The following is a 25,027-nucleotide window of genomic DNA, read 5'->3' on the forward strand; positions in this document are numbered from 1 at the left end:
TCAGGGTGAATTACTGACTATATTTTTTAACCAACTCCATCAGCTGATGGTTTTTTCCGCTTAAATAGGTTTTTTGCTTTTCCAGCCAAAGGGTCTTTGAAGCAACATCTTTTTGCCCTGTGGAGATCATTTGTAACACAGAAGATGCTGCCGGCATTCCTGTTCCTGTTTTATGGGCTACGCTTTGAAGGGGGGCCAGGGCGGTTTTTACCTGTTTTTCGGAAATGGACAGTTTGTGCCCTAACTTTTCTTTTGCAGCGGTCTGGATCATTTCCAGGTCAATCTGATCAGCTGTTTTCTTTTCTGCTATGGCTTTGATGACTACTGCTGCAATCAGTTCATGTGCATCTCTGAAATCAAGATGCGCAGCCCTAACCAGTACATCGGCCAGATCGGTCATGGTTGAGAAGTTTTTTCTGGTATAATCAAGCAGAATTTGTTTGTTGACGTGTAAGGTCCTGACCACACCGGTCATGGTATGGGTCGCGGCCAGGATTGCATCCAGTGCTTTGGGTTCCAACATGAGCCGGACCCCGCTGTGTTGGTATTCTATACCATTCAGGGAAGTCAGTATTGACATCAGCTGACCGCTGGTTAATGCTGCCGCTTTACGGGTCCTTTCCAGGGCATCGGGATTTTTTTTCTGTGGCATCATACTGCTTATACCTGCATAAGAATTATCCAGTTCCACTGAATTGTACTCATCTGTACTCCAGAGTTGTAGTTCTGAAGCCAGGCGGCTCAGTCCATTCATGTAAATCGCATTATCGGCTGCAAATTCGGTAATGTGGTCCCAGCCTGCGGCCCCCTCTATCGTATTGACAACAAGTTGTTTGAAACCCATAAGCTCGGCAACTCTTTGTCTGTTTAAATCCCAGCTGGTGCCGCCGCTGGCCCCGGAGCCCAAAGGACATTGGTCAATGCGGTCATAAAGTTCAATATAGCGCATTAAACTTTTGGAGAGGCTTTCATCAATAGCTGTTAAATAATGTGCCAACGTACCTGGCTGTGCCTCTTTTCTATGTGTGTAAATTGGCATAATGGTTTCCAGGTGAAGCAGCGCCGTGCTTTGGATGGCTTCGCGGAGCTGGATAACAGCACTGATTACCTCCAGCAACTGATCACGCAGATATAAGCGGTTGGTGGTGTTGTCCAGGTCATTACGGCTGCGACCGATGTGCATCTTCCCTCCAGTGCTCCCCACTTCTTTGATCAGCTGGGATTCGTAGGGGAGGTAAACCTGCAGTGCAGTGTTTTTGACGGCCAGTTGATCGACTTTCAGGATGCCCTGAAGAATATTTTTCGCTTCATCAGGGTTAAGGATTTTTTGTTCGGCCAGCATAATTACATAGGCTTTATGCAATAAGGTTTGGTAAGGAAAGGTCTCGCCGATCAGGTTTTTGGAACTGACTTCATAATCATAAAGCTCCTGAAATTCTGCCGCTTTTGAACCCGAAGCCCGCCCAATCCGGCTGGCATCGGAAAGATTTTTAAGTCTGGTGTTTTTTGAACTGTCGGTTGTTGAGACTTTCTCGTTTAAGAATTGTGCCTTTGACTTTAAAGGCAGCAAAAAATAAGTCAGGACTGCCAGGCTATAGAGGGGGTAAAATTTGAATTTCATCATGAACGCAAATTAAATAAAAGCATTTAATAAATGAAACTAAGTTGCGTTTATAAAAAACATAAATAGGCAGACATTCAGTACAAAATGATCAGCAGTGACATTAGTTTTAATATCAATGGCCCTATGTTTTAGGTGAATAATTTATGTTTTTTTTGTTAATTAATTGATTATGATAATGTTGTGTATTTTTTAATATTAATTCTATCAAATTAGTATACTTAATATTAAAAAAGCATACCTTTGTCAAAAAAACATTTTCCATGTTAAGCCATCTTATTATTCAAAGCAGATCCCTTTTGTTCAGATTACCGTTAGCAAGTTCAGCCTTTACCACGAGCTGTTGTTGTCTCTAATTCACTGCTGACCGGTCCCGGTTAGCCCCATTAATCATTTTTCATTTTTTATGCCATGCCGTCAAACCAGAAGACGTGCATACTGGAATTGTATTACCTCATTTTTTATCAAATTTTATGACCCATTTATTCTACAAAATTTTATTCTTTTCCCTGTTTTTTCTATTTCAGGGATATGCCCAGGCGCAAGACCTGACCATCAGCGGAAAGGTGATCTCGGGCAGTGACCGCTTGCCCATACCGGGTGTTTCAGTACTCAATCAAAAGGGCTTTCCCAATACGGTTACAGATGCGAACGGAAACTTTACTGTTCACACGAGTAAGGGTAGTGTATTGACTTTTACCTTTATTGGGTTTTTGTCTAAATCCGTTACGGTTACTGATGCTTCACCATTGAGCATCACCTTATCTGAAAATGTTAAGGGCTTAAACGAAGTGGTTGTGGTTGCATTCGGCAGCCAGAAAAGAGAGGAAATTACGGGGTCTGTTCAGGAGCTTAAAGCGAAAGACATTACTTCGCTGCAAAATGGGAATATTTTACAGGGCTTGGGGGGTAAAGTTGCCGGTGTTCAGGTCTTTACCACAGGCCAGCCAGGCTCCGCGGCCACCATCAGGATGCGGGGCATTGGCTCTATTAATGCTTCCAGTGACCCACTGATTGTTCTGGATGGTATTCCTTATGATGGTTCGCTGAATTCCATTTCCAAATCAGATATTGAAACACTTTCCTTTCTGGAAGATGCGTCTTCCAATGCCCTTTATGGCTCCAGAGGGGCAAACGGTGTAATTATTGTCACGACAAAAAAAGGTAAGGGCCAGGGTTTGCAGATAGAGGCTGATGTGAAAGCTGGCATAAATTTTAGGGCAACACCTGATTATTCCATTCTGAAATCGCCAAAGGATTACTACCTGGCTTATTACAACAGGGCCAGGATCGGGGAAATTGTCCGGGTACAGAAGGGAGGAAGCGTTACTTCGAGTCCCCGTCAGGTAGCCCTGAATTCTATGAAGAGTACCCTTGGATATAATGCTTACGATGTACCATTTGAACAGTTGATTAATGACAATGGCAGTTTTAATGACGCTGCCAATTTGAGGTACCAGGACGACTGGGCCAAACTTTTATTTCGTACGGCATTCCGGCAGGAAGCGAGTTTGGGCTTGTCTGCAAATTCGGAAAACCTGAAATCTTATACTTCATTTAATTACCTGAACGATAAGGGCTATTTGATTGCATCTGGTTTTAAAAGGTTGGGTTTAAGGTCTAATTTGGTCTATGACCTGAGCAAGAGTTTAAAAATTGGAAGCAATTTAAGTTATGCGTATACCAGCCAGGATTTTGGGGAAAGCGGTGGGTTTTCCAATCCTTTTCAGTTTGCCAGAAATATAGCACCTTTTTATCCGGTTTATCTGAGAGATAACGATTTTCAAAGGGTCTATGACGCTAAGGGAAGGCCAGTTTATGATTACGGATCGGGAAAAGGGCCTTTTGGGGCGAGCCGATCCTATGCGGTTTTCGAAAACCCGGTAGGCAACAGACAATATGATAAAGACAATACGTCAAACAATCAGGTCAATGCCAATCTTTTCCTGAATTATAAATTTTTGAACGATTTTGAGTTTACTTACAATTTTGGCGCAAATGTCGATAACACCAGGAGGCTGGTTTTTGGAAATACCTATGGGGGAACATCTTCTTCGGCGGGGGGGAGCCTGTCCAGAACCTCGCTGTATAAGTATAACCTGAACCATCAGCAATTGTTGAATTATACCAAAAAAATAGATAAGCACAGTATTGCCGTATTGCTTGGACATGAATTGAACAAAACGGTCAGTGATCAGTTTGCAGGTTCAAAACAACAATTGTTATTGCCCGATTTATTGGTTTTTGACAATGCTGCAAAAATTACAGGTTTAAGTGGAAGTCAGTACGGATATGCGGTGGAAGGCTATTTTTCGAGGTTGGTATACAGCTACAATAACCGTTACTTTTTTAACGCCAGCATCAGAAGGGACGGCTCGTCTGTGTTTGCACCTGAAAGCAGGTGGGGAACTTTTTATGGTTTAGGCGGTGCCTGGGATATTGCAAAAGAAGATTTTTTAAGTGAAAACAAAATCGTCAATTCCCTGAAACTAAAGGTTTCCTATGGACAGCAAGGGAATGACAACGTTACCCTGAGTAGTGGTGCAAGGGATTATTACACTTATTATGATACCTATTCGATCAATGACTTTGGTGACAATACCCCTGTGGTTTCACTGAACAAACTGGGGAACAGGGACCTGAAATGGGAAACTTCAAAAAACCTTAATGCAGGTTTTGAGGCAAGCCTGTTTGACCGGAGACTTACAGTAAACGCAGAATATTTTGAGCGGAAAGTTTCCAATATGATTTATGCGCAGGCCCTGCCGCCATCCAATGCGGGTTCTTATGCCAGGTTCGCCAATATTGGCGATATGAACAATAAAGGAATACAGCTTAGCCTGGCAGCAGACCTGGTCAGAACGGCCGACATCAACTGGAGTGTTACCGCCAATGCAACACATTACAACAATAAAATCACCAGGCTTCCTGATGCGCAGAAGGCAACCGGACTGGTAAGCGGATCTTTCATTTTAAAAGAAGGGGGTGACCGCTATGCTTATTATTTAAGAGAATTTGCAGGGGTAGATCCGAAAAACGGAGATGCTTTATGGTTTACCGATCAGTTGAACGCATCGACAGGCCAGACCGAAAAACAAATTACCAATGATTATTCTAAAGCTACAGTATATAACATTGGGAAATCTGCCATACCAAAAGTGTACGGAGGTTTTGGGACCGCGTTCAGTTACAAAAATGTAAGCCTTTCTGCTAATTTTGCCTACCAGTTTGGGGGCTACGGATTTGATGACATTTATAGGAGCCTTTTGCATTCGGATAATTATGCTTCTAATTACCACACAGATGTCAATAACAGCTGGACCCCAGAAAATCCCGGAGCAGCCTTGCCACGGGTGGACCTGACCAGTGCCAACCAAAATGCCTCTTCGACCTTGTACCTGATCAAATCTGATTACATCAGTTTACAGGACATCAGTTTAAGCTATGATTTCGCCAAAGAACGCTTAAAATGGAGTGGTCTGGCAGGTGCAAGGGTATATGTAACAGGGAATAACCTGTATTTGTGGTCTAAAAGAAAGGGCTATGATCCAAGGACTTCTCTAACAGGGCTTTCATATGCTTATACCTATCCTTTATTGTCCAGTGTATCCATTGGCGTAAACCTTAAATTTTAACCTCAACCATGAACGATAATACATATAAACAAATGGCAACGAACATAAAATTATTCATTACGGGCCTGTTTTTAGCAAGCATTGGCTTTGCAGGCTGCAGTAAAAACTTAAATATAGAACCCGGAGGCAATGTTTCTAAAGAGCAAATTGCACAAGATCCTGCAGCACTGAACAAGGCTTTAAATGGAATATACCTGGACCTGAGGAGCAACGGTGCAGGAGGGACTACGCTCCACTCGGATTTTGGACTAATTGGTATCCGCTCAGGAGCAGATTTAATGTCAAATGATGTGATACAGGCAAAAAGCCAGCATTTAGGGATGTTTTATACTTATGATGCCGGTATTTCCAATAATGTAGGAACATCTATTGTCTGGACAACTTATTATTCGAGGATATTTTCTATAAATGGCCTTTTAGGAGAGATCAATAAAATAGGGGTCAACAGCAGCAACAGAAGTTCTTACGGTCAATTGCTGGCGCTAAGGGCACTGTCCTATTTCAATTTAATCCGTTTTTACACCTTTACTTATAAAGGACATGAAAATGATCCGGGTATTCCGCTGGTCTTGAGCAACAATGACCTGGAAACAGGTTTGCCAAGGGCTGTGGCATCGGAAGTCTACAATCAGATCACTAAAGATATAGAAGGCGCAATTGTGGCATTGGATGGTTATAACCGTCCTTCCAAAGCACAAATTGACCAAAGGGCAGCAAAAGCCATTGCTGCTGATATTTATCTGGAAAAAGGTGACTATAAAAAAGCAGCGGATTATGCGTACCAGGCCAGAAAAGACATTAACCTGATGACTGAATCGGACTATACAGGTACAGGTTTCTCAAGAATAGATAATCCCGAGCTGATCTGGGGTTTTGACAACAACATCCAGACCATCAGCATCGGTAATTACTTTGCTTCTTTTTTCTCTATGTTCGACAGTACCAATCAGGGTTATGCAGGTGCTGCACAGATTTATAAATTAATTGATAAAAGATTGTATGAGTCCATTCCGGCCAGTGATTACCGGAAAAAAGTATTCAACGGAGCAAATTCCAGTCCTTATTCCTTTAACGGGACCACCAAAACTTATCCACCTTATGTCAACTGGAAGTTTAAAGATCCTTCTCTTTTTGAAGGTGATTACATTTATATCCGCTCTTCCTCTTTGTATTATATAGAGGCTGAGGCCTTGGCCAGACTGGGTAATGAAGCCCAGGCGAGGCAAATATTGTTTGACATTACCTTTACCAGGGACAAGGCTTACCAATTGTCCCTAAACTCAGGTCAGGCATTATTGGATGAAATTTACCTGCAAAAAAGGATTGAATTATGGGGTGAGGGTTATGCCTGGTTTGATATGAAACGTTTAGGTATTGCGCTGGAAAGAGACTATACAAATTCCAATCATACTTTCGGCAAATTTAATTTACCTGCAAACAGTCCGAAATTCAGGTTCCAGTTTCCGGATAAAGAGATCAATAACAATCCGAAAATTATACAGAATTCATTGTAAAAAAATGGGCTGGCTAATCAGCCGGCCCATTTTTTATTTGTCCATTAAAGCTTAAGCCGGTGATTTTTTATTGGGGTCTATAACTATTTTTTAGTTGTATAACTGAAAAATAGTTGTGTAACTAAATTTTAAGTTATATATTCGGTTAATGGAAGAATTAACTAAAAGCGAAGAAAGGGTGATGCAGGTCCTTTGGAAATTAAAAAGTGCATTTGTTAAGGATATTATTGAAGAACTGGACGAAGAACCCAAACCACCTTATAATACCATTTCCTCAACGGTAAGACTGTTGGAAAAAAAAGGCTACGTATCTTATAAGGCCTATGGAAAAACCTATGAGTATTTTCCTTCAATAAGTAAAGAGGCCTACACGAAAACAACATTTTCAAAATTGTTTGCCGGATATTTTGATAATTCTCCTGCCAGTTTACTTTCTTTTATGGTGCGGGAAGAGCAATTAAGCGAAAAAGATATTGAAATGCTTAAGGCAATTGTTCAGAAAAAAAGCTGAGGATGGAATTTATAACTTACTTGCTTAAAGTCAGTACCTGCCTGTTGGTTTTTTATGGAAGCTATATGATTTTTCTGAAAAATCTCAGTTTTTTTAAAGCCAACCGGGTTTACCTTTTGGCTACATTGTCTCTGAGTTTTATTATCCCATTGCTTAAATTTGAACGGAGCCCGGACCTTGCTGTGGTCCCTTTTTTTAACGGATATATTCCAGCTGAACAAATAACAAGCAGGGCACTTGCACCGATATCGTTAAATAATGAGGTAAATACTTTATCACTTTCGGGCTTAGTATTTTGCCTCTATCTGTTGGTTGCAGTGCTGTTGTTATGGAGAGGTCTTTCTAAAATACGTCAGATCACCAAATTTATTGATACTGATTTTGTCCGCGTAAACGGTTTAAAGGTTATTTACAAAAAATCGGGTTTTGTAAACTGTTCATTTTTTAATTACGTTTTTATTGATAAAACCGGACTGACACCAGAAAACATACAGATTTTGTTGAAACATGAAGAAGTGCATGCCAGACAACTCCATAGTCTGGATAAGCTGATTATGGTTGTTTGCAAGGCTTTACTTTGGTTTAATCCAATTATATACTGGTATGAAATGGCACTGGAGGAGGTCAATGAATTTGAAGCGGATGCTGTTACCGCAAATGTCTATTCTGCCGGTCCATATGCTGGTCTGCTTATTGAACTGGCCACGAAAACACAGTTAAACCCGGTTCTGCATTATTTCAGCAGATATTCGCTGAAGGGAAGGATTACCATGTTATGCAGAACGGCATCCGGAGCAAATTTAAAATGGTCTTATTTAAGTGTGGTGCCCTTATTGATTTGCCTGAGCTGGCTATTTGCTTTTAAGGTACCCGATGTTTCTATGAAAAGGGAGACAGGTAGCAGTGATTTTATCGTATTGCTGGATGCAGGCCATGGCGGAAAGGACAATGGGGTAATGGCGGGTGGATTTTTGGAAAAAGACCTCACCCTGGCCTTATTGCAAAAAGTGAATGCCATTGCAAAGGAAAGAAAACTGAAAGTAATAAACACCAGAAATACAGATCATTATTTGTCTTTAAAGGATAGGGTGAATACGCAGGGTGATCTGCTGTTGTCTTTACATGTGAACCAGGATGTGGATGCGAAGGTCAATGGGATCCAGCTGGTACTGGGAAACGCTGGTGGAGATAAAACCAAAGCTGAAAAACTGAAGCACATTAGCTATCAGTTTTATAAAAATCTGCAGGGCTTAAGCGGAATTGGTATCAATAATGTCCCTAAAGAAGTAAAAGGCTTATATATTTTAGACAAGAGTAAAGTCCCTGCACTTATTTTGGAACTGGGTTATTTAACGCATCGGGAGGACAGGCATTATTTGACTGATCCCTCAAAACAGCAGGAACTGGCAACTGCAATTGTGAATTCAATTTTAGATTATCGGAAGACCTTGAAATAAGGGTAAATCACATTTTCATGTTTAAAATCGCAGACTTTTTTTTGTTTGCCGGTATGTTGTTGCTGGCGAATGGCGCTCTGGCGCAATCCAAAATTGTACAAAAGGTAGATACAACCGATAGCGCAAAGCTAAAAAAAATCAATTTACAGGGGGTGGAAATCAACTTTAAAAAGGCTTTAATCGAAAAAAAGGTTGACCGGACGGTTTTCAATGTAGAAAGAAGTGTGGCCGCCATTGGTACGGATGCACTAGAGCTGATGGCTAAAGTTCCGGGGATCCGTGTGGTGAATGACAGGGTTTCCCTGGTGGGAAAAGGAAGTGTGAACATCATGATCAATGATAAACTCAGTCCATTGTCTGAAGACGATCTGGCTAATTATCTAAGATCTATTCCTTCCGACCGTATTGCTAAAATAGAAGTGATCACAAATCCTTCCGCCAAATACGATGCCCAGGGGAATAACGGGCTGATCAATATCGTATTAAAAAAGATCATTGAGCAGGGTTTTAAAGGCTCTGCAAACCTTGGTTTTACACAGGCCATTTATCCGACAGGATCAGCGGGCGGAAATCTGAGCTTTAAAAAAGATAAAATTACCTTGTTCAGCAATTTCAATATCCGAAAAGGTTCCACAGTTCCTTTTGAGCAGAGTAATGTTTTTTATCCGGATCAGACCTGGAATGTAGTCAACCGGGACAGGAATTTCAGACTGGTGCCTGGTGGGCAAATAGGGATGGATTATCAGGCGTCTAAAAATACGTTAATAGGTTTTTCTTATAACAGGGGACTGACTAATTTTCACTCGGAGGAAAATATAAAGACCAGGGTGCTGAATAAAGTACAAAGCCTGGATTCAGTATTGAACTCTGATGCCCATGCCAGGATCAGATCAAATTACAATGCTGCAAATCTTTATCTGAAAGGTTTTATTGATTCTTTGGGAAAACAAGTGACCATTAACGCCGACTGGTTTAAATACGAAGACAATAACCAGCGTTTTTTTGACAACAGGAGCTTCGATCAAAATGGCGGGATGATCCCTGGCTCCTTTGCTCAATATTTGTCTTCCAGTGCCCAAAACCTTAATTTATATACTTTAAAAGCCGATGCAGATTTGCCATATACCTATTTTAATCTTTCCCTTGGCACAAAACTCAGCTTTATAAAAAATGAAAGCGGAGTGTCTTTTTATAAAAGCAGAAATGATGTGTATGAACCAGAGCAGAGTCAAAGTAACCGGTTCAGTTACCGGGAAAATACCCAGGCCTTGTATGTTAATGTCAATAAAACCATAAAAAAATGGGATTTCCAGTTGGGACTGAGATCAGAATATACCCAGATAAAAGGCACCTCTGCAAATTCCATAAATGAGAATGATTATTTAAAACTGTTTCCAACTTTATTTATTGTTTACCGTTTGAAGGAAAAGAGTGAATTTTCCTTAAGCTATGGTCGCCGCATCAACAGGCCGGCTTACAAAAAACTCAATCCTTTCCGCTGGTACAACAATCAATATTTTTATTCAGAAGGAAACCCTTTTTTGCAACCTTCTTATAGTAATAATGTGGAGTTGTCTCATACCTATGCCGGACTGTTAACCAGTACATTGTCTTTCAATAATACCAGTGACGGCTATAACGAGGTGAACTTTACCGATCCGGACAACAATATTCAAATTTTAAGGCCTGTAAATTTTGTCAGCAGTTACAAATATCAGCTGAGCAATTCCATCACATTTAACCAGCTTAAATGGTGGGAAAGTTTAAATCAGCTGGATGTTTTTTATATCCGTTCCCGTTCTTCCATTGCCCAGACTATACCGCTTTTAGATGGATTCGGTGCTTATTTTTCGACTTTAAACCAGTTTATTTTTAACAAATCCAGAACCATGATGGGGGATGTGAATTTTTGGTGTCAGTTTGCTGGGGTGAACGACTTGAATCAAATGAAAAGTCAATATAGTTTGGATATTGGTGTAAAAAGGCTTCTGTTGGATAAAAAACTCCAGCTGGCTCTAAATATAAGTGACATTTTGAAAAGTAGAAAGGACCGTTATAATAGCCTGGTAAACAACATCAGGCAAGAATATGATCATTATTATGATTCCCGGTATGTGCGCTTGAGTATCCGGTATAACTTTGGAAACGATAAGATGAAGCCGCAAGACCATAAACCTGGTAACGAAGAGGAACGTAAAAGGAGCAATTAAGGGTCAGGATAATTCTAAAAATATCCCATATTATATTACAGGCCCATTAGATAATTTAAAATCGTATTTATATTTTGCAGGCCTAAAAACAAACACAGATATGGCTTCAGGTTTTTTTGCAGTTTTAGATGATATTGCTGCTTTGATGGATGATATTGCAGTGACCTCAAAAGTAGCGACGCAAAAAACGGCTGGTATTTTAGGTGATGATTTAGCGGTAAATGCAGAAAAAGCAACAGGATTTGTGTCTTCCCGTGAATTACCTGTGCTTTGGGCAATTACCAAAGGCTCCTTGTTAAACAAACTGATTATCATTCCTATCGCCTTACTGCTCAATGCGTTTTTTCCGGTAGCTATAAAAGCCATTCTGGTTTTGGGAGGATTTTATCTGGCCTATGAGGCCATTGAAAAAATAGTGGAATACTTTTTTCATCGTTCGCATGCTAGCAAAGAAGCAGCTGCTGAGGTTAGCCCAGATGACAATACCGCTGAAAAAACAAAAATAAAATCAGCGGTTACCACCGATTTTATTTTATCGGTAGAGATTGTAATTATTGCACTTGGAACTGTTTTGGAACAAAGCCTGCCCATACAGATTATTACGGTTTCTATTGTCGCCTTGTTGGCTACCATTGGTGTTTATGGTATTGTTGCCATGATTGTAAGAATGGACGATGTTGGTTACAAAATGATTAAAAGTGCTAAAGAAAAGGGATTCTTTGCAAAACTGGGCATTTTATTGGTAAAATCCCTTCCTGTAATGATCCGGATCCTGAGCGTAGTCGGAACAATTGCTTTGATTATGGTTTCAGGAGGGATTTTAGTTCATAATATTGAATATTTGCATCATTTGCTTCCGGGAATTCCGTCTTTAGTTAAAGAAGTCCTTATGGGTTTACTTGCGGGTTTATTTGCCCTTGCCGTTGTAACCGGTGGTAAAAAAGTGGTTTCGTTGTTTAAGCGATAAGTTAACCCAGGCAACCGATGTACAAATATGGTTTGATACTTGCTTCTTTATTGTTTATTGCCTCTTGCAAGGAGCCGGTTGTTAAAAACAAGCAATTGACCAGTCGCGAACCGCATGGAAAGTACCTTGGGACTGATCAAGCAATCAGGACAAATCAGATAAAAGCAGATACCATTGTGTACTCAGAAAGTCTGTATATCAACCAACAGTTATTTGTGGTTCATCAGACAAATAATGACAGGATTTTTGTAATTAAAGAAAACAGGGATACCATTTTTACAAGAAACGACTTTAGTTCTGATTTTGAATTTAAGGATTTTAACGGGGATGGATATAAAGACATTATCATACACTACAGGACCAATGTTCCGGGAATTGAGGACTTGTTGCTTTATGCTGCGGATGAAAAGACCTTTAAGGAAGTCCTTGATTTTCAAAGTTTCCCTGCACCAAAAAAAATCAAAGGTACAGACTATTATTATTCCTACCACAGAAGTGGATGCGCGGATATGAACTGGACAAGCGATTTGTTTTACATTAAAAATTACAAAGCCATAAAAATAGGAACAATTGAAGGATACGAATGCGGGAATGCAGGTATTAAAGATGGTATTTATATATCGAAAGTAGCCGGAGATCAAGAATTGCCAGTAAAACAATACCCTATTCATGTTATCAGCAAGTATAAAAGCTATAAATGGGGTTTTATACAAGAATACTGGAAAAAAAACTGGAGATCATTTCTGTAAGGCAAAAGGAAACCTTCCGCCTTACAGAAATTTCGGTCTAGCTGTTTCTTATAGTGATGCTTTTTCATGAGCTGCTCAGGAAACAAAAATGAGCTTCTGAAGACAACTTTGATGAGTGTTCGGCTTTATTTTTGTATCCTGAAATGACGAAAACAGAAAAAAAGCATAATAAGTTCTTTTGTATGACCAAATGGCTTTTACTTATACTCGCTGTTTTTATAGGTATAACCGCTTTATATATGATGCATCCTTTATTTGGAAAGAGACCTTCAGGCCAGCGTCTGGAACGATTGAAAAAATCTCCTCAATATCGTGACGGTAAATTCCGGAATACAAATCCAACCCCGCAACTCACACAGGGGTTGGGTAAGGCCCTTAACGATTATCTGTTTAAAAAATCAAAAGACATCAGGCCCGCTGTCCCTATACCTTCCAGAGTAGTGGATTGGAGCAGAGTTCCTGCAAGGCAAGCCAGTTTAATCTGGTTGGGGCATTCCTCTTATTTTATGCATATAGATGGGAAAAATATTCTGGTCGATCCGGTATTGAGCCAGAGTGCTTCACCGATACCTGGCGGGGCAAAGGCTTTTAAAGGAACAGCAGTTACCTCAGCAGAGGCTTTACCGGATATTGATTACTTGTTGATCTCTCATGATCATTATGACCATATGGATTATCAAACCTTAAAAAAAATCCGGTCAAAAGTTGGTAAAGTGATTTGTGGTCTGGGGGTAGGGGCCCATTTGGAGTATTGGGGTTACTCTGCTGCTCAGATTATTGAAAAAGACTGGTGGGAACAGGCCGATTTAGGAGATGGTTTTAAAATTACCTATACACCTGCCCGGCATTTTTCTGGCAGAAGCATCTGGTCGTCCAATACCTTATGGACTTCTTATGTATTACAGAGCCCCTCTAAAAACATTTACCTTGGAGGAGACAGCGGTTATGATGTTCATTTTGCAGAAATAGGTCAAAAATTTGGCCCCTTTGATCTGGCCATTTTAGAAAATGGTCAGTATGACAAAAGCTGGAAATACATTCACATGCAACCTGAAGAGGTGATTCAGGCGGCAAAGGAGCTAAAGGCAAAAATGCTGTTTCCGGTCCATTCTTCAAAATTCGTTTTGGCTAACCATGCCTGGTACGAACCTTTGGAACGTATTTCCAGGTTAAGTGAAGCTCAGCATGTACCGCTCCTTACACCACTTATTGGGGAAATAATTGACATGGAAAGTGTGACGGGGAAACCTTCTTTTTGGTGGGAAAAAATAAAGTCATGACCGAGATAGAAAATTTGCATGGGATTTTGCGGGGCTGTTACACCAGGAGCAGCAAATCCGGGGAACAGTTCATTAAAGAACATGGTCTTTCTTGTATTGTCTCGGGCGAAATGGAAGCTTTTGATGGGGCTGTAAGGCATGTGTACCGAAAAGGAGATGTGGTACTGTCCCGTAAAAACACATTGATCCGCTTTGTAAAATATCCGCTAAATGATGATCCTTTTGAGGCCATTTCTATAGTTCTGGATGAGCCGCTTTTAAGAGGCTTTGCGCAGCAGCATCAGTTGGTTTCTCAAAAGGGCGTCAAAGAAAGTTTGTTCAAACTAGACCAGGATGATTTTATGACGGCTTATTTTTCTGGATTAAAACCCTGGTTCGGGCATAAAAATAAAATAAGCACAGAACTTGCCGAAATTAAAAAAATAGAGGCTATACACCTGATTTTAAAGTATAACAAAAACTTTAAAGATGTTCTTTTTCATTTTGCGGTGCCCGGTAAAATCAATTTGGAAGCATTTATGAACACGCATTTTCAGTTCAATGTTCCTTTAGCGCAGCTGGCCTTTCTTACAGGCAGGAGCCTGGCCACGTTTAAGCGTGATTTTGATAAAATATTTAAGATTTCGCCTAGTCGATGGCTGCAGCAAAAAAGATTAGATGAAGCCTATTATTTGCTTCAGAATAAAAAAATGAAGTCGAGCGAGGTTTACCTGGAAGTTGGATTTGAAACCCAGTCACATTTTTCTTATGCCTTTAAAAATAGGTTTGGGCTAAACCCTTCCAGTATCTGATGAAATAATAAATAGATGTGAATTACCGGCAGGAGGTTTTGTTTGAAGCTATTGCCGCCAGGCCCTATTATTTTCTTCAGTAAGTCATCTTTTTTGGGAATTAATTTGACATTTCGACAAAATTTATAAATTTGTCAAATATTTATTTGTAACGTGTATCCAAGACCATGAAATATGAGCCTTTCACAAGATGAACAACTGGTAGATCAGATTTTACAAACTGCGCAGGAATTATACCAGCGTTACGGTACAAAAAAGGTAACCATGGATGATGTCGCTAAAGCAATTGGAAAAACCCGGACTGCGCTGTACTATTATTTTAAAAATCGGGATGAACTTTTTGAAGCGGTCATGTTGTCCCTGGTTCAGGAAGTGAAAGCAGAACTGGCCCATGTAATGGAGCAGGAAAAAGATTTGGAGGCCAGAATCTTTGCCTTTTGTATCGCCAAGATTAAGGGTTCTGAGAAAAGCAAGAGTTTTATTGCAGCCATAGAATCGGGTATGGATCTGGAGGAACGTTCAAAATATACCAGTATCATGTGGGGTGTACATCAAAAAATGATGGAAGCAGAGCATGTTTTACTAAAAAAAGTGATGGAGCAGGCCATAGACCAGAAGGAAATTCCTGCACAGGATTCCGCTCAGCTGGAAGTGGTGATATTGGTTTTACTGAGTGGTATCCGTGGCATCAGAAGAGAAACTGCTATTGATGTTTATGCTGGTCAGTGGAAAAAAGCGGCTGCTGTGCTGTCGAGTATGATTGTAAAAGAATTAAAGGGTTAAAAAAATTTAGCACAAATTTGACGTTTTTATGTTTTTTGTCAAAATGGAGGTGAAAACTAAGTGCAGATAATTTTAAAAAAAGAATAACGATGACAATAAGCAGTATAGCTACATTCAGGGCCTTTAAAAGTGATCAGTTCAAATATTACTTTGCTGGGCGTTCCATATCACAGTTTGGGACCTGGATGCAGCGTACTGCTGTTGTATGGATCATCTACTCCCTTACCCATTCGGCATTTATGCTGGGGGTAACCGTATTTGCTGAGCAATTTCCTTCCTTTTTGTTTTCCTTTATTGGAGGTGTTGCTGCTGACCGTTATGATCGCAGCCGCATCATCAGGTGGACACAAATTGGTGCTGTTGTACAAACTTCCTTATTGGCACTGCTGCTGTTAAGTAATCATGTAGTGGTGTGGGAAATTTTAAGTCTGAGTGTTTTACTGGGGGTCATTAATGCCTTTGATGTTCCGGCCAGGCAAACCATGATCCATCAGGTGGTCCAGGATGAAAATGACGTGGGGAGTGCACTGTCTTTAAGCGCTGCCATGTCAAGTCTGAGTAAAATACTGGGACCGGCATTGGCTGGTTTTGTATTACAGCACTGGAATGCCGGTATCTGCTTTGTATTCAATGCATTTGGTTTTATACTGGTTATGGTTTGTTTTTCAATGATGAAACTGCAGAAACAGAAAAAAAAACCGGTTCATAAAAGGATTCTGGAGGAGCTGAAAGATGGAATTGTTTACCTGAAAGAGGCAAGTCATATTGGTCTGGTGATTTTAATGCTCAGCTTGGTTGGATTATTGGTGCTTCCTTACGATACCCTAATGCCACAAGTGGCTAAAGTCACTTTCAATGGTGGACCGGCTACTTTTGGCTACATATCTGGTTTTATCGGATTGGGTGCGGTTTCCGGGACGATTTTGCTGGCCTCTTTAAGGCGCAGCGATAAGCTTCGTTTTTATTTAATTTTAAGTACGGTTGTACTCGGTGCCGGACTTATCTGTTTTGCACTGGCCACCAACTTTTACTGGGCAATGCTGTTTGTTATGTTTACTGGTTTTGGTTCGGTGATGCAGTTTACCAGCTGCAATATCATTGTACAATCTGAGGCTTTGCCGCACATGAGGGGCAGGATCGTCAGTATATTACTGACGGCTATTTTTGGCATGTTGCCCCTTGGAAGCTTATTAACAGGATATGCTTCTGAGCACATTGGCAGCAGTAATACTCTTTTTATCCAGGGACTTTTAGCCATTCTGATTGCCATTATATTCTATCGTTTATTCAATACGCCTAAAAAGGATCCTCTTTCTTTGATTGATACAGAGCGGACAGATCTACCGTAAAATTTAAAATTTATAAGAAATGGAAAGTACAAAAAAAACAGCCCTGCTTGTAATGGATTTACAAAATGTCATATTACAGCATGTTACAGACCCCACAGAGATTATCAGTAAGGTATCCAGCGCAATTGCAGAGGCAAGGGCCAAAACCATTCCTGTAATTTATGTAGTGGTCAACTTTCGCCCAGGGGCGCCAGAAATCAGTGAACTAAACAAAAACTTTTCCAGGTTTGGGGATAAAGCCATGTGGACCCCTGAATTTTGTGCCCAATGGGGACAAATTCATCCGGATTTAAGCCCGCAAGAGGGGGACATTGTGGTTACTAAACGTCGCTTTAGTGCATTTACAGGCAGCGATCTGGAAGTGGTTTTAAGGGGGCAGGGCATACAGCATCTGGTTTTAACCGGAATCAGCACTTCAGGAGTGGTTTTGTCCACGCTTCGGGAGGCAGCAGATAAAGATTTCCAGTTAACGGTCATTAAAGATTGCTGCGCAGACCGGGACCCGGAAGTACATCAGGTCTTAATGGACAAAATTTTTCCGGTCCAGGCAGAGGTGGTCTCTCTGGGGGCCTGGTTAAGTTAAATCAGTAAAAGACCGGCCTGCTTCAAGGCCGGTCTTTTTTGGTGAGGACCTATTTACAGAAGCTCTATATATCCATCAGTCCCATTCAAACGGATCCGTTGTCCGTCTTTGATCAGTCTGGTTGCATTTTCTACTCCAACAACTGCCGGAAGGCCATATTCGCGGGCAATGACTGCTCCATGGGTCATTAATCCACCCACTTCAGTGACCAGACCTTTTATAGATACAAAAAGGGTGGTCCAGCCAGGGTCGGTAAAGGAAGTGACCAATATATCGCCAGGCTCGAGTGCAGCCCCTTCCATATTTAAAACAACGCGCGCCCGGCCCTCAACCAGGCCGGCAGATACAGCCAGTCCTATCATGGCCCCCGCAGGAAGGTTTTCCCTTTTGTAAGCACCGTTAATAATTTCCCCATCAGAGGTGATCACCCGTGGCGGGCTTAGTTTTTCATATAATTTATATTGCTCCTTTCTTTTGCTGAGGAGTTCCCGGTCCAGCTGGTGAGTACGGACCACTTCCCTGAATTCTTCAAAACTGAGCTGGTATACATCTTCTTTTGTTTCAATAAGGCCAGATAAAACAAGTTTTTCGGCTTCTTTAAGTAAAGCCTGTTTGTAAATAAAAAGCCGGTTAATGATGCCATATTTGGGGTATTCGCGATAACCGGCAAAATTCCGGAGCAAATTGATCATTTGTTTTGTTTCTGACACTTTTTGTTCACCATCTGTCAGCTGGCTCAAGCGCTTGAGCAGTTCCTGTTCTTTTTTTAGTGCTTCCTGTTGCCCCAGTTTAAATTTTTGCTTAGCTGCCCCAGGGTTAAAGTTTTTGATGTTAGCAAGTATCATGGGAACAAGTACTATTGGTTTTTCACTCCAACGATTTTTAGTCATATCGATCTCTCCTGCGCATCGCATGCCGTATTTGTTCAGGTAGGCATCAATGGCATCACGGCTTTGCTGTCCACCCTGAAACTGAAGCAGGCCATCTAAAAAATCATCTTCCTTTACCTTTTGTAAATAATCAATTATGGCAGTGTAGGGGCGTATTACATCTGCAACCTCCAATAAGTCCAGGCCCATTTCTGAGGTAATGTTGTTGGGCGCAGATTGAGATAGTGCATCTGCTGCATTTTTTTCACCCAGCCATTTATTCATGTTTTCATTGATCCAGGTGGAAGCATCTACTGAAGCCATAATGGCATTCATATTTTGAGAATTGAAGAGCTGCTTCTTGGATTGCTGGCCATCTTCGAGGATAAAATCAAATAATTCCGGTCCAGATTTGCTTTGAATGTTTTGTTTTAAGGCTGCTATTAACATTTGACTGCTCCTGATCAGATCTGTCACAACTGACGGATCGTTTTCGATTTGTGCCAGAATCGCTGAGGTGGATTTACCGATACTGCTTTTAATAGTGACCGGTTCTTTTTTGTCAGCGGTTAATGGTTTTATAAAATCATCGCGGTCTGTGATGGTGATCAGTGCATCTTTTATCAGCGGATCATGCTCACCCATGACATCGATGATCATTTTTCTACCGGCAGGTGTAGCGAGGTTATCGGTAATGTCAACAAATAATCTTCCTGCGGCTTTAAACATGGGCCGGAAAGCAGTCAATTGCCATAAAGACAAACCAAGGGCTTTCATTGGATCAGTCATCATTTGTTGATGACCAACCGATACATATACATGATTTTCTTTATCACCAGATTCAGGTATGGGATATAAAGTTGTAATCGGGCGGCTTTGAACAATGTAAAAAGTATCTCCGGCCAAACACCATTCGATGTCCTGTGGACATTGGAAATGTTTCTCGATTTTTCTGCCAATGCCCTCCAGCTGCAAGATCTGTTCATCGGTCAGGGCTTGCTGATTTTGTAGCTCAGGTGAAAGTGCTTTTTGGTAGGTGCTACCATTTTTTGAGGGGTAAACAGCCAGCTTTTTGGTGGATATTTTCTTAGCGGTAATTTTGCCCTGACAGACTTTATACAGATCTGCATTGACCAAACCAGAGACTATGGCCTCGCCCAGTCCAAAGCTGGCATCAATGGACAGGACCTTCCTGTTGGAAGTTATGGGGTCGGCAGTAAATAGAATTCCCGCGGCCTGCGGAAAAATCATTTTCTGAACAACGACAGACAGCTGGACCTTATGGTGGTCAAAGCCATTTTGAATGCGGTAGATGATTGCCCTTTCGGTAAATAAGGAAGCCCAACATTTACTGATGTGCTGTAGGATGTTCGTTTTTCCGCTAATGTTTAAATAACTGTCCTGTTGTCCTGCAAAAGATGCGTCAGGTAAATCTTCGGCCGTTGCACTGGAGCGAACTGCAAAGGCATCTTTTTCTTCGAAATGATCCAGAGAGGTTGTAATCTCCAGTGCAACATTAAGGGGAATAGGTATGCTTTGAATGAGCATCCGGATTTTTGTCGCCAGGGTATTGATCTTATCCAGACCAGACACCTGAATTAAAGTCAATTCATCTAATAAACTACCCAGTTCCTTGTGGTCCTGGGTTATTTTTTTGTAAACTTCTGTACTGATACAAAACCCATTGGGTACCTGTATCCCTTCCATCCGGGAAAGCTCCCCAAGGTTGGCACCCTTACCTCCTGTAAGCAGGCGCATTGTGGGGTCAATATCCCTTAAGAAAACAATATTCTTGTTTCTGTTTTTTTTCTTTTGAACTGGACTTGCCTGAGGATGTTTTCTGATCGGACTGACTTTGTTTTTAAGAGACATATGGAGGGCTTTTTAGGTGGATTTGATTCAAAAATACAAGGTCCTAAACATCAAAATTCTGTTTTTTAACTATATTTTTTTTAAGGCAATAATGTTGGGAACAAGGACGTTATCCAATTAGATTGAAAGTTTAAGAAACACTAAAAATCGGGGTGACACCTTAGGTAATGCATACTAAATATACTATCTTGCAATATGCAGCATCAAGAATTTGAAGCTCCTGAAGTGCTAAGGGATATCATAAAGTGCTTTTGGTATAACCGACGGGAATCCGAAGAACTACACTTGGGTTTTGAGGTTATTCCTGACGGTTACGCAGAAATTATTTTTCATTTCGGAAATACCTTACAGGTGGCGCACAGGGGGGAGCTGCAAACTTTACCCTCGCCATTTATGATGGGGCTGCTTAACCAGCCTGTTCCCTTTTACGCCAAAGACCGTTTAGAAATCATCGGTGTCCGGTGCTTTCCCTGGGCGGTATTCGATTTACTTGGATTGCCGACTGTTAAAGGTGAGGTCCACTTGTTTGAACACGCTATTGCAGATGTACAGGTTGCTTTAATCCAATATATTGAAACTGGCCAGATCAAAGAAGCAATGAACTTGATTAAAGCATATTTTCTTGACTTAAGGTCAAAGGTGGCCTCCAATAGTGTGCTCTTTAAAGCTGGGAAAGCAATGAGAGAATCAAAAGGCACCATGCCGGTAAAGCAGGTCGCGATAAAGGCGCATGCTACAGTTCGTACATTGGAAAGAAATTTCAAGCAATCTTCTGGTTATACGGTTAAAGATGTATCTGGTTTAATGCGCTTTGAACAGGTACGGAACCGCTTATGGCATTATCCGGATTCCAATCTGGCCAGTCTGGCAGCGGAGTTGGGTTATACGGATCAATCTCACCTGAGCAGGGAATTCAAACGATATTGCGGAACCACCCCAGCCGCATTTGCACGAAAAGCAATACAAAGAAAACTGATTACAGATCGTGATTTTGTCGCTTTTATACAAGCCTAACCCGCCACCATTCCGGAATTTTGTGTTTTAATCATTCTATTATGAATCCGACACCAAAAGACAACAAATCTGTAGAAAATAATATGGTTTATGATGTAATCATAGCCGGTGCAGGGCCAGTAGGCCTTTTCCTGGCCTGTGAACTGGCACTGGAAAATTGTTCAGTCCTGATACTGGAAAAAGCAGCGCATCCGCATTCCCCCTTGAAGCAACTTCCTTTTGGCCTGAGGGGGCTTAATGCACCTACTGTTGAAGCCCTTTACAGAAGGGGCCTGCTTGAAGGACTTGAGGTACATAAAAGTCTTAAAAATCCCCATTCAAATCCAAAGAAGGGCGGCCAGGGCCCGGGAGGGCATTTCGCGGGTATTGTCTTTCAGAATGAAAATATTGATGCCTCGAAATGGCAGTACCGATTTGATGGTGCTACCCAGACCAGTTTAATTTCTGAAATGGAAGAACTTGAAACGGTACTGGCCCATCGTGCGGAGTCACTGGGCGTAAAAATCAGGCGGGGCATGGCCATCGCTGATTTCCATCAAAGTGGGGAAGGGGTAACAGTTCAATCGGATAACCACTCTTTTAATGCCAAATGGCTTGTTGGCTGCGATGGTAGCCGCAGTGTGGTCCGTAAAAAGGGTGGTTTTGAATTTGCAGGAACAGAACCGGAATTTACGGGCTACTCTACCCTGATTGACCTTGCTGATCCCGAGAAGCTTAGTTCTGGTCGAAATGTGACAGAAAGGGGAATGTATGTCCAATCCCAGCCCGGTTATGTTGTGATACAGGATTTTGATGGTGGGGCTTTTCACCATTCAAAGAAGCCGGTTACCTTAGCACATCTTCAAGAGATGCTAAGACGCATATCTGATACGGACGTGACCATAAATGCCCTGCATACTGCAACCACCTGGACGGATAGGGCAAGACAGGCCACGAGCTATCGGAACGGACGGATATTTTTAGCGGGTGACGCTGCACACATTCATGCACCACTGGGTGGGCAGGGGCTGAACCTGGGCTTGGGAGATGCCATGAACCTGGGCTGGAAGCTTGCTGCCACTATTGGAGGGAATGCGCCGCAGGACTTGCTGGATAGCTATTATATCGAAAGGTACCCTATTGGTGCACAGGTCCTGGACTGGTCACGTGCCCAGGTGGCCATCATGAAACCAGATCCGGGTTCCCGCGCATTGAATGCAATTGTACGCGACCTGATGAACACCCGGGATGGTGCTACCTATTTTGCAGGACGGATATGGGGTGTTTTGACGCATTATGCTTTGGATGGCAGTCATCCCCTTACTGGCTACAGCGTTCCCAATTTTGAATTTGAAGACGGTACAAAGATGGGCGAATTGATGCGAAACGGGAAGGGGATTCTTCTGGATTTTGCCGCCGATACTTCCCTTAAAACATTGGCTGGCGAATATACTGGTCAAATGGTGTACCTACACCGGCCGGCAAAGGAGCAATTGGGTTTGAAGGCTTTACTGATTCGTCCTGATGGATATATTGCCTGGGCTGCAGATAAGGACTCCGATGATGTGGAAGCCCGTAAGTCGGCCTCCCATTGGTTTGTGTCTGATGCAGACCTAAAATCTTAACATAAGCTGAAATCTGGCTAAATTAATAATAGCAGTCTTGAACCTACAAGCTCAAGACTGCTATTATTTTATGGGGCAACGGTTTTTAATCTGTTCCTGGTCCCATTTGTTTTCAGGTATTCGATGAGTGCTTGCGGATGGTCAGTCTGCATGCCCTGGATGCCTTTGCTCATTGCATTTTTCCAGTCCTGAGAAGATTCACTGGCTTTTTGGACATCCAAAAAAACAGCTATGCCCAGGGCCCTGATATCGGGTAAAAGTTCTTCGGCCGGAATATTATCTATGGCCTCCAAAGGCATTTTTTGATGCGCTTTTAAGAGGTCTTCCTTTGTTCTGATTGTCCTGTCCAGTCCCAACATTAAGGGCATTGCCGGAGCAATTTTTCTCCAAGAAGCATAGTTTTCTGTACCGTTGACATATACCAATACCTGTTTTTCCATTCCGGCGCTTTCAATTGCCCTGAAGGCCTTGGCCACTTCTGCCGCTTTAAAATCCAGATAAATATTGATCCTGCCTTTACAGGTTTTCAGTGCATCTTCAAAACTGGCAATCTGATGAAGGCTACCGTCTGTACCCTTGAGAGTTAGTTTTTCGACCTGTTCAAAATCAAGATCCTGTATACGGCCCTTCCCATTTGTCATTTTGTCTACCGTCTCATTGTGTAAAAGGACAAGCTTTCCGTCGCGGGTGGTCCTCAGGTCTATTTCTACATAATCGGCCCCAAAGGCAATTGCTTCTTCAATGGATGCGATGGTGTTTTCGGGTTTGACCAGATGGCTGCCTCGGTGTGCAATCACGATGAAGCCGTTTTTGGATGCGGGTAATGGCCGGAGCACATGCTGAGCAAAAACAGCGCAGTAAAAGCAGCTGAGGATAAATGTGCAAAGCGCTATTTTGATTTTTAGTTTCATGATCAGGGCTTGTTAGCTGGTTTCATATCTGTAAATTCTGCTGCATGTTCCCTGTCTGCTTTTATTAAAGAAAAAGCATCAAACAGCTCACCGGAAGTTTTATAGGCTTCAAATTTAAGCTTCCCTCCATCGATATGGATCACCTGGAACAATTGGGTGTTTTCCAGTGATATGTCCATCCATTTGGTACCATCTACCTGGTACATTTTTGGTCCCGCAACAGAGACCAGGTAGACCGGACCACCTGTTTCTCTTCCCGAAAGCCCTCTTGGAAGGTTTTGTCCGCGGCTGTAGGTGTGGTCGTGGCCTTGTAAAACCAGGTCAATATGGTACTTGTCAAATAAGGGTTTAAAACGTTCCCTGAATTCCTTATTGTCCCTGCTTTTTGCCGTAGAGAAAATAGGATGATGGAAAGTGATGACTGTCCACAACTTTTTATTTTCTTTTAAAACAGAATCCAGCCACTGGTACTGGGCTTTTGCTGCAGCCTGATCAAGGGTAATCATTTGTGAATCCAGGGAAATGATCCGTACATCCTGATAATCTGTATAGTAAACGGATTTTTCCAGCCCTTTTGGACCATTGCCGGCAAAAGTGTACTGTACGCCCCAATGCGGGTCAAGGACCAGTTTTCGCTGGTCATCGCGTACGTATTCGTGGTTGCCGGGAGAGGGGAGGCTTGGGATCATTCCATTGATGAAGCCACCGCCATAGTGCCATTCACCCCATTCCTTATCGTTGTTGGAACGGTTGATCAGATCGCCTGCATGAATGATGAACCTTGCATCGGGCTGATGAGAAAAGGCCTTACGGATCACACGCGACCACTTGGAACGGATGTCATTCTGTGCATCACCAAGATAAATAAAAGAAAAAGGCTCGTTTTGTACCGCTGCGGTCCTGAACTGAAACCATTCGCTCCAGTGCTCTCCCGAGCCTACGCGGTAGGCATATAAAGTTGCGGGCTTCAAATTGTTAAAGGTCACATGGTGATACTTTGCGGTCATGTATTGAGTTCCGCCTCTTAAAAGCGTAGAATTTGCCTCGTAGGTCTGAACGGATTGTTCCAGGGCCGGATTGGAATCCTCTGCTTTAACCTGTGCTTTAGAGGCGGCAATTGTGGTGTCGGTACGCCAGTTGACAGTTTGACTGGTGGATGGGTCACCGGCCCAGGTTAAAATGACCCGGTCGGGAAAATGCCCGGGAGGGAAGTCCTGGGCGAGGATTTTAGTTCCTGTGCCAAGGATAAAAAGGCTAAAGAGCAAAACTGATTTTATAAATATTTTCATGTTGAATTTCTTGAAGGA

18 protein-coding genes are annotated in these 25,027 nt (G+C 41.9%); 14 read left to right on the forward strand and 4 right to left on the reverse strand.

What is annotated here, in order from left to right:
- Positions 1-10: 10 nt before the first annotated feature.
- Positions 11-1,624, reverse strand: a complete 1,614-nt coding sequence (gene argH, locus B0O44_RS09400) for an argininosuccinate lyase (protein WP_110829606.1) — start codon at positions 1,622-1,624, stop codon at positions 11-13.
- 470 nt (positions 1,625-2,094) lie between these two features.
- On the opposite strand from argH, the gene B0O44_RS09405 reads away from it, so the two are divergent.
- From B0O44_RS09405 to B0O44_RS09460, 12 genes are all read left to right on the forward strand, one after another.
- Complete coding sequence (locus tag B0O44_RS09405; RefSeq protein WP_110829607.1) at positions 2,095-5,256, forward strand: SusC/RagA family TonB-linked outer membrane protein; 3,162 nt, start codon at positions 2,095-2,097, stop codon at positions 5,254-5,256.
- A gap of 32 nt (positions 5,257-5,288) precedes the next feature.
- Positions 5,289-6,770, forward strand: a complete 1,482-nt coding sequence (locus B0O44_RS09410; RefSeq protein WP_110830408.1) for a RagB/SusD family nutrient uptake outer membrane protein — start codon at positions 5,289-5,291, stop codon at positions 6,768-6,770.
- Positions 6,771-6,918: 148 nt separating this feature from the next.
- The gene (locus tag B0O44_RS09415; protein WP_110829609.1) at positions 6,919-7,281 is read left to right on the forward strand and encodes a BlaI/MecI/CopY family transcriptional regulator; all 363 of its coding nucleotides are present in this window, start codon (positions 6,919-6,921) and stop codon (positions 7,279-7,281) included.
- 2 nt (positions 7,282-7,283) lie between these two features.
- Positions 7,284-8,738 (forward strand): N-acetylmuramoyl-L-alanine amidase, encoded by a 1,455-nt coding sequence (locus tag B0O44_RS09420; RefSeq protein WP_110829610.1) that lies wholly within the window; start codon positions 7,284-7,286, stop codon positions 8,736-8,738.
- Positions 8,739-8,755: 17 nt separating this feature from the next.
- Complete coding sequence (locus B0O44_RS09425; protein ID WP_110829612.1) at positions 8,756-10,948, forward strand: outer membrane beta-barrel family protein; 2,193 nt, start codon at positions 8,756-8,758, stop codon at positions 10,946-10,948.
- A gap of 100 nt (positions 10,949-11,048) precedes the next feature.
- A complete protein-coding gene (locus B0O44_RS09430) occupies positions 11,049-11,915 on the forward strand; it encodes a DUF808 family protein (RefSeq protein WP_110829614.1) in 867 nt (288 codons plus the stop codon).
- A 17-nt stretch (positions 11,916-11,932) separates the two neighbouring features.
- The gene (locus B0O44_RS09435) at positions 11,933-12,664 is read left to right on the forward strand and encodes a hypothetical protein (protein WP_110829615.1); all 732 of its coding nucleotides are present in this window, start codon (positions 11,933-11,935) and stop codon (positions 12,662-12,664) included.
- A 239-nt stretch (positions 12,665-12,903) separates the two neighbouring features.
- Positions 12,904-13,944: an MBL fold metallo-hydrolase gene (locus B0O44_RS09440; RefSeq protein WP_245943632.1), complete on the forward strand. Its 1,041-nt coding sequence runs from the start codon at positions 12,904-12,906 to the stop codon at positions 13,942-13,944.
- Positions 13,941-14,735, forward strand: coding sequence for a helix-turn-helix domain-containing protein (locus B0O44_RS09445; protein WP_110829617.1), 795 nt, complete (start codon positions 13,941-13,943; stop codon positions 14,733-14,735). The genes B0O44_RS09440 and B0O44_RS09445 overlap by 4 nt, the downstream gene beginning before the upstream one ends.
- A 174-nt stretch (positions 14,736-14,909) precedes the next feature.
- The gene (locus B0O44_RS09450) at positions 14,910-15,518 is read left to right on the forward strand and encodes a TetR/AcrR family transcriptional regulator (protein ID WP_110829619.1); all 609 of its coding nucleotides are present in this window, start codon (positions 14,910-14,912) and stop codon (positions 15,516-15,518) included.
- Positions 15,519-15,607: 89 nt separating this feature from the next.
- Positions 15,608-16,867, forward strand: coding sequence for an MFS transporter (locus B0O44_RS09455; RefSeq protein ID WP_110829621.1), 1,260 nt, complete (start codon positions 15,608-15,610; stop codon positions 16,865-16,867).
- A gap of 19 nt (positions 16,868-16,886) precedes the next feature.
- A complete protein-coding gene (locus B0O44_RS09460; protein WP_110829622.1) occupies positions 16,887-17,450 on the forward strand; it encodes a cysteine hydrolase family protein in 564 nt (187 codons plus the stop codon).
- Positions 17,451-17,503: 53 nt separating this feature from the next.
- On the opposite strand, the gene ppsA is transcribed toward B0O44_RS09460, so the two are convergent.
- Complete coding sequence (ppsA, locus tag B0O44_RS09465; protein WP_110829624.1) at positions 17,504-20,191, reverse strand: phosphoenolpyruvate synthase; 2,688 nt, start codon at positions 20,189-20,191, stop codon at positions 17,504-17,506.
- Between the two features lie 195 nt (positions 20,192-20,386).
- Between ppsA and B0O44_RS09470 the strand changes: the two genes are divergently transcribed.
- The gene (locus tag B0O44_RS09470) at positions 20,387-21,205 is read left to right on the forward strand and encodes a helix-turn-helix domain-containing protein (RefSeq protein ID WP_110829625.1); all 819 of its coding nucleotides are present in this window, start codon (positions 20,387-20,389) and stop codon (positions 21,203-21,205) included.
- Between the two features lie 41 nt (positions 21,206-21,246).
- The gene (locus tag B0O44_RS09475; RefSeq protein WP_211321353.1) at positions 21,247-22,809 is read left to right on the forward strand and encodes an FAD-dependent monooxygenase; all 1,563 of its coding nucleotides are present in this window, start codon (positions 21,247-21,249) and stop codon (positions 22,807-22,809) included.
- A 68-nt stretch (positions 22,810-22,877) separates the two neighbouring features.
- On the opposite strand, the gene B0O44_RS09480 is transcribed toward B0O44_RS09475, so the two are convergent.
- Together B0O44_RS09480 and B0O44_RS09485 are read right to left on the reverse strand one after the other, a co-directional pair.
- Positions 22,878-23,720 carry a glycerophosphodiester phosphodiesterase family protein gene (locus tag B0O44_RS09480; RefSeq protein WP_110829627.1) on the reverse strand — a complete coding sequence of 281 codons (843 nt, stop codon included), beginning with the start codon at positions 23,718-23,720 and terminating at the stop codon, positions 22,878-22,880.
- A 2-nt stretch (positions 23,721-23,722) separates the two neighbouring features.
- A complete protein-coding gene (locus tag B0O44_RS09485; RefSeq protein ID WP_110829628.1) occupies positions 23,723-25,009 on the reverse strand; it encodes a purple acid phosphatase family protein in 1,287 nt (428 codons plus the stop codon).
- Between the last annotated feature and the right edge of the window lie 18 nt (positions 25,010-25,027).

The sequence above is a fragment of the Pedobacter nutrimenti genome (assembly GCF_003208655.1).
GTDB lineage: Bacteria > Bacteroidota > Bacteroidia > Sphingobacteriales > Sphingobacteriaceae > Pedobacter > Pedobacter nutrimenti.